This window comes from Bacteroides sp. An19 (genome assembly GCF_002160215.1).
Taxonomy (GTDB): Bacteria; Bacteroidota; Bacteroidia; order Bacteroidales; family Bacteroidaceae; genus Phocaeicola; species Phocaeicola intestinalis.
Map to the genome: position 1 here is coordinate 20925 of NZ_NFKD01000018.1, position 12145 is coordinate 33069.

Sequence of the window (12145 nt, forward strand, 5' to 3'; positions counted from 1 at the left end):
TCAGAACTCTTTTCCTATCTTTGTGCTGTGATAATCAAACGACCCAATGAGAATATTTACAGAACAGGCGATAAAAGAGTATTCGGAGACTCATCCCGATGCGAAAGTGGCTTTGCAAGAATGGGCCACTATAGTCAAGAAGAGCCAATGGACGTGTTTTGCCGATGTAAAGAAATCGTTTAACAGTGTGGATAACGTAGGCAACCAGCATTACGTATTCAATATCAAAGGTAATAATTACAGGCTGATTGTAGTAATAAAATTCACGATAAAGTTTGTTTATATCCGTTTCATTGGGACTCATTCGGAATATGACAAAATAGCTGATTGCTCTAAAATTTAAACTTATGACAAAGATAGAAACAAAAGCCCAATACGATTGGGCTGTAAAAAGAGTCGAGGAACTTCTTCCGTTGGTTACGGACGAGACGCCTCTCGATGACCCTAGCAGCATCGAATTGGAATTGCTGTCCAACCTTGTTGCTGACTATTCGGAAGAGCATTTCGCATTGGGAGAACCTACGCTTGTCGACATCCTCAAACTCCGTATGTACGAAATGGGGTTGAACCAGAAGTCTTTGGCTAAACTGATTGGCGTCAGCCCTTCACGTCTAAGCGATTACATCTCCGGGAAATGCGAACCTACACTGAAAGTAGCCCGTGAGATAAGCCGGAAATTAAGCATTGATGCAAACATCGTATTAGGTGTGTAACGCAAGAGATGCTTCATGCGGCGACGTGGTTATAAGTTTCAAATATGATTCAGCAGCCGGGCGATTTCTTCCTTGTCCCGGTTCAACTGGGCTATCAATGCCTCGATGCCCTCGAACTTCTGTTCTTCACGGATGTATTGCACAAACTCTACCCGAAGAGCGTGCTGGTACAGGTTGCCTTCGAAGCCGATGAGGTGCACCTCGATACTCCGCTCGGTGCCGTTGCCTATCGTGGGGCGGCTGCCGATGTTCAGCATGCCGGCGTAGCGTTTCCCCTCCACATACGCGTAAACGGCATAGACTCCTTCTTTCGGTACCAGCTTGTCGGGGCAGGACGGTTGGAGGTTGGCGGTAGGGAAGCCCAGTTTGCGCCCCACCTGATAGCCGCTTACCACCTGCCCGTCCAGGTAATAACGATAGCCCAAATAGCGGTTGGCACGCGCCACATCGCCTTCTTTCAATAGGTTGCGGATGAGGCTGGAGCTGATGGACAGACCGTCTTCTTCCAACGCTTGGGCATGGATTACCTCCATACCCAACTCTTTCCCATAGCAGCAATAGTCCTCGAAGCCTTCGCTCCGGTTGTGCCCGAAGCGGTGGTCGTAACCGATAACCAGTGCCTGTACGTTGAAACGGACGTGCAGCAGTTCCATAAACCGGCGTGCTGAAAGCAGTGACAATTCGTGCGTAAACGGCAAAAGGATGCAATAATCGGCATCCTCTTGCTGTAACAAATCTTTTTTCTGAGGAAGGCAAGTGAGCCATTGCGGACAATAACCGCTTTGCATGACCTGCCGGGGATGGACAGGGAAAGTAACCAGCGTGCTCTGCAATCCTCTGGCTTGGGCCTCGCGGTGCACTTGCTCTATCAAGTATCGATGTCCGCGATGCACACCGTCGAAGCACCCGATAGTGGCTGCGCAAGGCGGAAACGCAAATGGGCTTTCGGCACTGATTATTTCCATAAGTAGATGTTGAGAATTAGTTTATATAATGTGGTCGGCTCAGAAACGCAGATTAACGCAGATTTTCGCGGATTCTTTTAATTTACTATTTTTCGATTTACGAAGTACGATTTAAAGCTCAAATAGTAGATAAATTGTCAAATCATAAGAAGCTGTTTTGAATTTCTCCAAAAAGTTTTTCTTGTCTTGATGTATCCGTTTTCGTGTGTGCTTTGGGCGATTTTTTGGTCTTTTTCGCTCCTGTTCTTCGTCAGATAGCCCGCTATCTTCCTCATCACAGAAGCGAAAATGCCTCAAAAACTCATCCCAAATCATCGCACGATAAATTCAAAACAGCTTCTAAATTAAAAGAATCTGCGCTAATCCGTGAAAATCTGTGTTTCTGGTAATATTCATTTAATTTTGCACACTTACTTATCAGTTCTTAGACAAACGCTTGATGCCTCGCCAAATTTCGCCAATCCATAATACGAACGACGTGCCGCCGATGATATAAAGCCATTCCATAAGCGGAAGCGGTTCGGTGCGGAACACTTTGCCGCCGAAGGTGACGATGATGAACTGTCCGACCAGGATAATCAATGCCACACTCAGCATACCCAATGCGTGGCTGGCGTCACGGAAGATGGAATGGTTGGTTCCGAATACGCTGGCATTGAACAGATTCCAGAACTGGAGCATGACGAATACCGTGAAGAATACGGTAAGGTAGTGCACGTTCATTTCGCCGTTGGGAAGCAAGCCTTCGGGTAATCCCTTGAAATAAGCCAACATACCCATCAGGATGACGAGGAATCCCAACCCTACGCCAAAGATGTTGTTGCGCATCGCCGGCGTGATGATGAAGTCGGTACGTTTACGAGGTTTCTCGTTCATCACGTCCATGCTGGGCGAAATAGATGCCAGTGCCATGGCGGCGAAGGTGTCCATAATCAAGTTCACCCAAAGCATCTGCGTCACCGTAAGCGGAAGGGAAGTGCCGAAGAATGCGCCTAACAATACGCTCAGCAAAGCTACTACATTAATGGTCAGCTGGAATACGATGAAACGCTGGATATTCTTATACAAGGAGCGTCCCCACATCACGGCGGTGGCAATGCTATGGAAGGAATCATCGAGCAAGGTGATGTCGCTCGCCTCTTTAGCCACCGATGTACCCGTACCCATCGAAAGTCCTACCTGTGCGTGGTTCAATGCCGGGGCATCGTTGGTCCCGTCGCCTGTTACAGCCACTACAGCACCTTTCTGCTGCAGGAGTTGCACCAATCGTTGCTTGTCCATCGGGCGGGCACGGCTCATCACTTTCAAGTCGAGCACACGGTCGAGTGCTTCTTCATCGCTCAAAGCGGCAAACTCCACACCCGTAATACGGTTGCGTTCGGTATCTTCGGGTTTCCACAAACCTATCTGACGGGCAATCTCGGTAGCTGTTCCCGGTGTATCGCCGGTCACAATCTTCACGCTGATGCCTGCCGACTGGCATTTCTTTACGGCATCAGGCACATCGGGACGAATCGGGTCACTGATGGCAAAGATGCCCAAAAAGGTCAATCCGCCCTCGTTTACCAATTCGGCACAATCGGTCGATGCATCCGTGGGCACTATCTTATAGGCAAGCCCCAAGGTACGCATTGCCTTGTTCTGGTAAGCAAGCAGCTGCTCATTGTTGGCATCTACCTGTTCCTTGCTTACGTTGCATTTTCCCATCACGATTTCGGGCGCACCTTTCACGTAAAGTATCCGCTTTTGCTGGATAGGCGAATCTACCAGCGTAGCCATATACTTGCGTTCGGTGGAGAACGTAAGTTGGTTTACCACTTTAGCACCTGCCCGCAGCGTTTCATAATTCTTACCCTTGCCGTTGAGCCAAAGCAGCAGTGCCACTTCAGTTGGATTTCCTACACCCGACGGCTTTTCACCTGCCGCTTTCTCTTCAAGGAAAGCGGTAGAGTTTGCCGCAATGCCTTCTGCTATCAGGTCGGGTTGGCTTTCATCCAGTTTTGCGTCATATACCTGCATCAGATTCTGTGTCAGTGTACCGGTCTTATCCGTACAAATTACGGTAATGGCACCCATTGTTTCGCAAGCATGCATCTTCCGCACCAGGTTATTGGTTTTCAACATCCGGCGCATATTCAAGGCAAGACTAAGCGTAACACTCATCGGCAAGCCTTCGGGAACAGCCACGACAATCAAGGTAACCGCCATCATGAAGTATTTCAATACAATGCGGGCGATGTCAAGCCATTGATGCCAGTCGCTTATTGTATTCACCTGCAAGTAAGCATACAGATCTTTCGAGGTAAATATAATAAAGGTAAGTGCCGCAATCGTAAATCCGATTTTCCCAATCAAGTCGGCAAGTTTGGTCAACTGAATATTCAGCGGAGTCTGTTCCTGGCTTTGCTCCGTAGCCTGGCGCGCTACTTTACCGATTTCAGTAGCATCGCCCACACGTTCTACCCGCATCATGCCATGCCCGTCAGTAATGGTTGTACCGCGCATCACGCTGTTCGAAGGATAAGTAGCTTCTTCGTCAAAGTCAGCTTCCACGGTAGTCTTGTTTACCATCAATTCTCCTGTCAGACTCGATTCATTCACTTGAAGCGATACGGCTTCCAGCAAGATACCGTCGGCTGGCACTTCTTCACCCGTGTTCAGAATGACGATATCACCTACCACCACATCTTTGCGGGGAATCTCGTGTACCTTCCCGTTTCGGATAACCGTAACAGGAGTTTCTTCGCCCACTGCATTCAGCAAGTCGAACTTTTTGTTTGCATCGTATTCGAAATAGAATCCGATGCCTGTAGCCAAAAAGATAGCAAAGAAAATGCCAATGGTTTCGGCATATTCATTCTCAATAATAGAAATGATAAGTGAAAAGACTGCAGCGACCAACAACACCCGGATAACAGGGTCTTGGAATTTTTCCAGATACAGTTTCCACATAGATGGTCGTTTGGGAGGAGTCAGAAGATTGACTCCATACTTCTCACGACTGGAGAGAACTTCCTGATCAGACAATCCAGTCAGGTGCGGTTCATTAGTTTTTTGTGACATAATGCCTGTTTATTAGTTAATTTAAGTGCCGCAAAAATACAATATATATTGGAAGCATTGCTCGTGATTAGTTTTTTTTTGCAAAAAAACCGCTTAAGTATTGCAAAAGTCAGTCAAAACAATTACTTTTGCACCAGTTTTTAAGGGATACTTCTAATAGGACTTGTAGCTCAGTTGGTTAGAGCAACAGACTCATAATCTGGAGGTCCCAGGTTCAAGCCCTGGCTGGTCCACGTTAGTAATCAAGCACTTACGAGAAATCGCAAGTGCTTTTTTCTTTGTCTGCGTAAACAATGCGTAAACAAACGGTTTGAGTAGGTTCTGTTTACACATAGAAATTCTATGAAATCCCATGCCATTCTATAACATAATTCATTGAAATATTCTGTTAATATGACTCTGCTTGGCGGTTAAATAAACTCAAATATATTCTGTTTACACCTTGATTTATAGAATAATATCGTACTTTTGTATCGCATAATGCATTTGTGGCAAGCCATGACCTTGGTGGTGCTCTTTCTTGAAAAGGAAAAGTGAGTTTGCCTAACCGCCGTGGGAGGGTTATCCCATTCCGATGAATCAATGCGTAGAGGGAGTGCCAGTCGGAGGGTACTCTATGACAAACGAAACGCGAGAGTTGCTCCAGGGGTTGAGACCGATTAGCATAAGCCCGGTTACCAGTCAGCGACAGAAGACAACGAGATTGCACCGCTGCATATAACGACAATGTTTTTATCCGCCTAAAGGATAGGGACTCTGTGGTTATATGCAGTGTTTTGTATATGTATGCCTCACATTGCAAAGCGTCTGTATTCAGAGGTTATGTTGAACATAAACAATGAATGCAATGGAAAAACTGACAAAGTCCCTGTCGCTTTTCAAGGAACGGAACTGTTCTGTTTCTGTCGTGTTGGACTCACGTACTCGCAGGAAAAACGCGTGCGAGTTTCCGTTATCTCTCCGTTTCACGATAGACCGCAAATTCTTTTATCTTACTGTCGGAAGTTCTTTCACTGAAAGAAAGTTCTCAGACATCTGTAATGCGACTAAATGCAAGAGCGAGAACTACAAACTTCAAAAAGAGTGGAAAGATACCTTTGTTCCCAAATACAAAGAAATGCTGATGAATCTGAACAAGGGTGGCATCCTGACATTTGAAATGGTACGCCAATGTATCATGGGTGAGGGTGTGATGCTATCCAAAGAAAACATGACCAAGTCACAATCCTTTATTGATATATGAACTATTAAAAGACAAGAATCATGGGAATTGGAAAATCAAAAATCATTCCATCAATAAACGTTGATGATATGTTGAAAAAGGCTGGAATCAGCCATGAGATAGAGGCTGAAAAGCAGGATGCAGACAAGCGGTTCACAGAAATCCGTGAAGCAAAAGAGGCATTGCTGAAAATCCATCAAGACCTTCAGGATGCTATTAAAGCAGAGCGTGATACTGCAATGATATTGAAAACTGCTATTGATAGTTCCGGCAATATCATTAACGGTATTTGCAATGCGATTGTAAAAGCAGAACGAAACACGCGGTTCAAGGCAACTATAAAATTCGAACATCTTGTCCAGCTTCAACAGCTCTTAAACCAAGCCATTGAGACATGGAAAACCATGCTGGGAAATCACCGTTCCGAACAGGCGAAGATGCTAACGGAACATGAATCCAATATGCGCAAAATCCTTAGGCGGAATGAAGGTGTTTGGTTCTCTGACTTCTGGATGAAAGTTTTGGTAATATTTTTGTTCGTTTATACGATGGCATTAGGGTTGATTGTATATTGTGTCGCGTGAAGTGTCATGTGCGATGCCATCCAATATGGACGGTTTTCTGCCTCTAACATGCTCCAGTCTTTACCAACAACTTGTTAGCAAATTAAAAAGCAAAGTTCGGAAAAGCGACTGAACTTCGCCGCCATTTCCTTAAATACCCCTTTCTGAATAATCAATACTTTCATTAGATTTCAATCAGGTTCGGAACGTGTAATCTCCATTCATGATCGCACCATTTGAGAAAATAGTTAAACCATCTTTCTTTACGCCATGCTGTTTATGGATATGGCCAAACAGATGCAAGCGAGGCTTTATTTCTTCTACTCTCGCTAAAAGTTCTGTCGAACCATAGTTTATCCCATCGTCAAAATCAAGAATGCCATAGGGCGGACAATGGGTAATCAATACATCCGTGTCGGCAGGTATGGCGGCATAGTTACGGCTCTGACGTTCAGAGATACAATCTTCCATAAACATGGGAACGCCATAAAAATTAACGCCATCAATTGTCACACCGGAATTGCATAGGTAATACACATTCTTATCCAACCCGTCTATCTTGGCTCCATATAGGCAGGCATCGTGATTGCCACAGATAAAAATTTTGTAGGAATAAGGGAGGTCGCAAAACCAGTTCATAAAATCAATGGCTTCTTGCTCACTTCCATTCATGGTGAAATCCCCTGAATGTACAAGGATGTCAGCATCGGGCAGCTGGGTGAGCCGCCGATGCTGACTGTGGGTGTCAGAGATGTGGAGGATGGTCATCATTATTCAAATTGAATACTTATTGCAACTCCTTAGATGCGAATTTTGCTAATTCTTTTAGTTCATTGATTATTATATCATTATCCGTGTTTATGCTAATCTCTTTACAAATGTGCCACCATGAATTATTATCCTCATACAACTCGTATGTTTCGTATCTTCTCAACTTCTGCAACTGCCCTTCTGTTACTTTCCCGGAACGTTCAGCAGTTTGGGGCAACCGTCTCAGTCCTATCTCTATTTGGTCGCCAATGCTTCCATCTTGATATAGTACCATCGTAAAAGCTGCATAATAATTGTTTTCAGTAATGCAACCGCACGACATCCACTCCCTAGTCCAGTCATCAATATCGTTTTGAGGATACTCAATATTATCGTAAAGGTAGTATATACCTGCAGTAAAACCTTCCTTTACCAATATATCGCGAATAGCCGTCATTCTTTCATTACGGTTTTTTGTTCCTCCTTTTTCGATGAAAGTAATTCCTCCTACCCTAAAATCTACTGGCTCAAGTAGAGCATATACTTCCTTGTATATCTTGCACATACGAGTGAAAGTCTTTTCTGCGAAGCACTTTGCCTGCTTTGCATCACTATTTAACATTGCATTAAATAGTTCGTCGAAATCGGATATATCATCATCAGCCAACAAGCCTGTAGGATTCTCTTTATATTCCTCCCAGTTTGCCTCATTACTTTTTGCCCTGTTCACCCAAAATGGTATGGCAGCCATGTTCCCATTGTTATCCTTCCAAGCCTTGCAATAATCAGTGTATGCCTGTCTCCAACTTCTTTGTCTGTGTATCCAGTCTTGAGGTATGATATGGTCGAAATCCCAAGGTCTGTTTTTGTCTTCCCATAAATCTTGCCGTGCTGGGTCGTAATTAGGAAATCTCTTACACATATATTCCCGTTGCGCGTAGAGTAGCATTTCTTCGTTGTAAGAGACGGTTTCCCACAGCGGCCACCACGGCATACTGCCGCGCCCATTCCCATCAGGTCGCCAGTTCTTATCACCCTCTATTATAAACAAGCTCCTAAATGCTTCTGGCGACAACAAGGGGATAATCGTCCCTTTCACACACGACACCAACAACACTCGCTTTATAATGGTTCTCCATTCGTTTAGTGGATTGTTTGCCACAGCCTTGTATATACTATTTGCCACACCAAACTTATCGCCGACCATCCAGTGAAGATAGTAAGCCGTTGCTCGAAATAGTGCCTCTTCCTTTAATATCGGATCTATCTGTCCCTCTTCTTTCCACTTGGCAAATATCATCAGCAACAGGTACACTTCGGGCGACTTACGGGCAATTGTGGTTCTTAATACTTTAGGTATCTTATCATAATTGGTCAGCCAATGGTCTACTGTAACTAATATGTGGCTCATTATAGAGCCTTTCCCATCAGTACAATACAGTTCGTTTATTGCTTTACGTACACCATCGTCACCAGCCAACTTTCTGATTTTCGCCACAGATGGTGCTCGTTCAAGTCCCTTGCCCGTAGTAGAGAGTACGAGTTGGAAAGCCAATGATATCAGTGTATGCGGAGGCATGTAGAGTGTTGCCAATCTATCGTTCTCTTCCGTCAGTTCCGGCCAATAAGCCTTTACTGCTGAGTACATCAACTCGCTTTGGGTGATCGGTGTACCACCGGTGCCGATACGGTTGAAAAGTATCTCTATGTCCGAGAGTGCTCCGGCCTCACCTTTATCTTCGCTTTCATTTTCGATGGTCTCTTGGAGTATGTTAATGGTCGGAACCTTATAATGCGACAGTCTCTTGAATGCTTCATAGTACTTGACTATCAAGCCATCATTTATTTCGTCCACTTGTTTCAGCTTGAACTTTCTGGATGTTTTGTTTTCTTCTATTTTGTCCATGATACATTTCGCAAAGCCATCTTTGTCCTCACCATGCTCCTCACCTGCGACTATCATCCAGCACAGAGGAATGGGTAATCCCGATTCTATAGGATAAGTTTCAGTCAGGCTGATTGTGCCTTCGTATTCGTTGCCTGTGTTTACTCCAAATTCCTGAAGCGCAGCTCTCTTTTGCGCCGTATTAAGCGTAGTGCAGTCATCGTTAGCCTTATAACCCCAAGGGTGTGCCTTTGTGGTGGCACGAATGATGTATTTTCTGGTTGTCTTACTACTACCCCACACTTTATCATCGGGTTTTAGGTCAAACCATAAGATACAATCTTCGTGCGAGAAAGTACCATATCCCAAGGCCACAGCATTCCAACGTTGTTGCCCATCAATTAGGTTATATATATCTGTACCCTCTGTGTGCAAATGCGAAAGAGTGAAAGCACCGATAGGGAATTGGCGTAGGATAGAGTCCCACAACAACTCCACCTGATGGGGTTTCCATACTAACCCTCGTTGTATAGCCGGGATTTTTACTTCTGAATCGATCCTTGTCCAATTCGACATTTCTTTCAACGTCCATTCTGTTTTCATATAAACATGTTTTATTAATTAAATCATTTATTTTGCATAGAAACAATTGACATACATAGCTCCCCTCTCTTTTATCAGGATTATGACACCTATATTGTCTGATGAAAAGACTCTGTCTGATGAAAAGTAGCTGCATTTATAGTTTCCCTCCACAATTCTCCACCTTTTTCAATTCGCCTGCATCCTGTATCTCCCTTAGAAACAACCGTGCGCACATCTCGGCATCATTGCCTGCCCGGTGGTGTTGCCCGTAAGATATCTTGAATTGGTCGCAAAGGTAATCCAGACTGTTGCAACCGAAGTTGTATAGTCTGCGTGCGGCACGGAGGGAACAATAATAGGTAATGTCAGGCTTCTTAATGCCGTATAGTTCCAACGAATGACGGATGCAACCGATGTCAAAAGCGGCATTGTGGGCCACAAGCACTGGTATGTCTTTAAGGTATCCGCAGATTTCCGCCCACACTTCCGGGAATTCCGGTGAATTGACGGTATCATTCGGTCGGATACCGTGTATCTGCATGTTCCAATAACTGTAGCTGTTCCCTTGCGGACGGACAAGCCACGAACGGGTTTCTGCGATCTCTCCGTCACGCACCACGCAGATGCCCGCCTCACAGATGGAAGCACGTTTGCCCGTAGCTGTCTCAAAATCGATGGCTATGAAATTTATTCCTTGCATGGTTTATCCTCCTCTTTCCAAGTGTAATAGTCCAACATGTTTTTTGCAAAATTGCGCATTTCGTTGCGCACGGATTCCGGCTCCAGCACTTCTACTTGGTCGCCTTGGGCAAGAACCAACTGATAGAAGTCAAAAGTCGGCTTCAGATGGTATTCAAAGAGTGTGGACTCATCATCACCCTCTATCTCCCGTTGCGATTCGTGTAGAGGTAAAGTACGTAGATAGTCGGCAAAACCACCATAAGCCAAAAGCACGATACGTTGGATGGGGGCGTCTGAAGTGATTACTCCACAGCATCCTTCAAAATAGTGATTAATATCAAATTCCTTTTTCATCTTGAATGTCTTGCCCGTGTCCTGAATGTCTGAAATACGGTCGAGAGCATACACTCGGTAGACATCAGCAGGCTTAATGCCTTTCTCTTTGTTTCGCTCCGAATAGTACAGGCTACGTGCCACCACGTACCAACGACGCTTCGCAACTTTCAGGCAGTATGGTTCAATCTCAAACGTGCTGGGTTCCGGCTTGCCAAAACCTTGGTGCGTAATGCTTAATACTCGATTACGCCGCATGGCATCCGCAATGCAGGTCAGCCAAGTCTGTCCTGAAGGGATTTCTTCAAAAATAATTCGCTCTTCCAACTTATTGTCTGCCTTTATCTGATTCAATGTGGCGTATGAACTGATGAGCCAACTGCGCAGATTGTTTCCTTCGATGCGTTCCGGCTCATCAATATAATAACGGTATCCATCCTTCCGGTCACATTCTATATATACATCGAATATGTCTTTGATAGCCTTCTTGTGGTTATGAAAAGTCTTCAAAGGCAATTCCTCGCCATAACTCAGTCCGCTTTCCTGCCAAAGTTCGTTGATTTCCTCAAACGTCAAACGCTTATGTCTTCGCAGAATGTCCATCAGCCAGACATATCGTCCCAAAAGATTTGCTGCCATGCTACTATCATTTTATGGTTATGCCACAAAGTTACGTATTCTCCTGTGCCAAATCGTAGCCCAATCTTAATTTTTTCTCTTTTCCTGCATTTCTTTTATGTTATGCCGCGTTTTGGCATTTAAGACTCTTTACTTTGCGGCAGAATAGATGTTAAACCTTTTAATGACAAGTAGTATGGCAACAAAGAACTGGAACAACGATTTTATGGCTAAGGTATTGGAAGAAGCCGCATGGAAAGAACTGTCAAGCGAGTTTGCGTGGAATGAGCAACTGCTGGAAAAGTACAAGGACAAGGTGTCGTGGAAAGAGATTTCCGACAATCGGAACATTCTTTGGACTGTATCCATGATAGAGAAGTTCAAGAACAAAGTAGATTGGGATGAGCTTTCCGGTTCCGACAACGAACATCTGTTTACGGCTGAAAATCTGGGAAAATACAAGAATTGTTGGAACTGGTCTAAATTGTCGGGTAATTCAAGCGTGGAACTGACTCCCGCGCTCTTGGAACAGTTTGCCGAATATTGGGATTGGAGTGAAATCATCGACTGTTATAACCGGGATGATTTGTACAGCATGGAGTTTCTGGAGAAATACCAGGATTATATTCCGGCATCCGCCCTGCAGCGTTCACGCCTGTGGGATAAATTGGTTGAAGACGAAAAGAAACAATTAAAGATACGTATTCTTTCATAAAGTAAAATGAAAACGATAGAAAGCTGTTCCGTCCCACATGGTACCGGACGCA

11 protein-coding genes, 1 tRNA gene and 1 pseudogene are annotated in these 12145 nt (G+C 44.7%); 6 read left to right on the top strand and 7 right to left on the bottom strand.

The window, feature by feature from the left end; genetic code table 11:
• Positions 1 to 46 precede the first annotated feature (46 nt).
• Both B5F25_RS08970 and B5F25_RS08975 read left to right on the top strand, forming a co-directional pair.
• The gene (locus B5F25_RS08970; protein ID WP_022040155.1) at positions 47 to 343 is read left to right on the top strand and encodes a type II toxin-antitoxin system HigB family toxin; all 297 of its coding nucleotides are present in this window, start codon (positions 47 to 49) and stop codon (positions 341 to 343) included.
• Positions 344 to 347: 4 nt separating this feature from the next.
• Positions 348 to 713: a helix-turn-helix domain-containing protein gene (locus B5F25_RS08975; RefSeq protein WP_022040156.1), complete on the top strand. Its 366-nt coding sequence runs from the start codon at positions 348 to 350 to the stop codon at positions 711 to 713.
• A gap of 38 nt (positions 714 to 751) precedes the next feature.
• Here B5F25_RS08975 and ribF read toward each other — a convergent pair whose 3' ends face one another.
• The 3 genes from ribF to B5F25_RS08985 form a co-directional block, all read right to left on the bottom strand.
• Positions 752 to 1678: a riboflavin biosynthesis protein RibF gene (ribF, locus tag B5F25_RS08980; RefSeq protein ID WP_087249047.1), complete on the bottom strand. Its 927-nt coding sequence runs from the start codon at positions 1676 to 1678 to the stop codon at positions 752 to 754.
• 111 nt (positions 1679 to 1789) lie between these two features.
• Positions 1790 to 1993, bottom strand: coding sequence for a hypothetical protein (locus tag B5F25_RS21650; RefSeq protein WP_162614383.1), 204 nt, complete (start codon positions 1991 to 1993; stop codon positions 1790 to 1792).
• A 102-nt stretch (positions 1994 to 2095) separates the two neighbouring features.
• Positions 2096 to 4741 carry a calcium-translocating P-type ATPase, PMCA-type gene (locus B5F25_RS08985; RefSeq protein WP_087249049.1) on the bottom strand — a complete coding sequence of 882 codons (2646 nt, stop codon included), beginning with the start codon at positions 4739 to 4741 and terminating at the stop codon, positions 2096 to 2098.
• A 159-nt stretch (positions 4742 to 4900) separates the two neighbouring features.
• Here B5F25_RS08985 and B5F25_RS08990 point away from each other — a divergent pair.
• The 3 genes and pseudogenes from B5F25_RS08990 to B5F25_RS09000 all read left to right on the top strand — a co-directional run bounded on the left by B5F25_RS08990 (position 4901) and on the right by B5F25_RS09000 (position 6547).
• Positions 4901 to 4974 (top strand) — tRNA-Ile (locus tag B5F25_RS08990).
• Between the two features lie 614 nt (positions 4975 to 5588).
• Positions 5589 to 5975: pseudogene (locus tag B5F25_RS08995) on the top strand (integrase); the annotation flags it as partial.
• Between the two features lie 29 nt (positions 5976 to 6004).
• Positions 6005 to 6547: a hypothetical protein gene (locus B5F25_RS09000; RefSeq protein ID WP_087249051.1), complete on the top strand. Its 543-nt coding sequence runs from the start codon at positions 6005 to 6007 to the stop codon at positions 6545 to 6547.
• 174 nt (positions 6548 to 6721) lie between these two features.
• Here B5F25_RS09000 and B5F25_RS09005 read toward each other — a convergent pair whose 3' ends face one another.
• The 4 genes from B5F25_RS09005 to B5F25_RS09020 form a co-directional block, all read right to left on the bottom strand.
• Positions 6722 to 7297 (bottom strand): metallophosphatase domain-containing protein, encoded by a 576-nt coding sequence (locus B5F25_RS09005; protein WP_343206229.1) that lies wholly within the window; start codon positions 7295 to 7297, stop codon positions 6722 to 6724.
• A 16-nt stretch (positions 7298 to 7313) separates the two neighbouring features.
• The gene (locus B5F25_RS09010) at positions 7314 to 9764 is read right to left on the bottom strand and encodes a DUF262 domain-containing protein (protein ID WP_087249054.1); all 2451 of its coding nucleotides are present in this window, start codon (positions 9762 to 9764) and stop codon (positions 7314 to 7316) included.
• A gap of 136 nt (positions 9765 to 9900) precedes the next feature.
• Entirely contained in the window at positions 9901 to 10446 is a 546-nt protein-coding gene (locus tag B5F25_RS09015; protein WP_087249056.1) for a 3'-5' exonuclease, read from the bottom strand.
• Positions 10434 to 11399 carry a WYL domain-containing protein gene (locus B5F25_RS09020; protein ID WP_087249059.1) on the bottom strand — a complete coding sequence of 322 codons (966 nt, stop codon included), beginning with the start codon at positions 11397 to 11399 and terminating at the stop codon, positions 10434 to 10436. The genes B5F25_RS09015 and B5F25_RS09020 overlap by 13 nt, the downstream gene beginning before the upstream one ends.
• Positions 11400 to 11574: 175 nt before the next feature.
• Here B5F25_RS09020 and B5F25_RS09025 point away from each other — a divergent pair, with 175 nt between their 5' ends.
• Positions 11575 to 12093 carry a hypothetical protein gene (locus B5F25_RS09025; protein ID WP_204429485.1) on the top strand — a complete coding sequence of 173 codons (519 nt, stop codon included), beginning with the start codon at positions 11575 to 11577 and terminating at the stop codon, positions 12091 to 12093.
• Positions 12094 to 12145 lie beyond the last annotated feature (52 nt).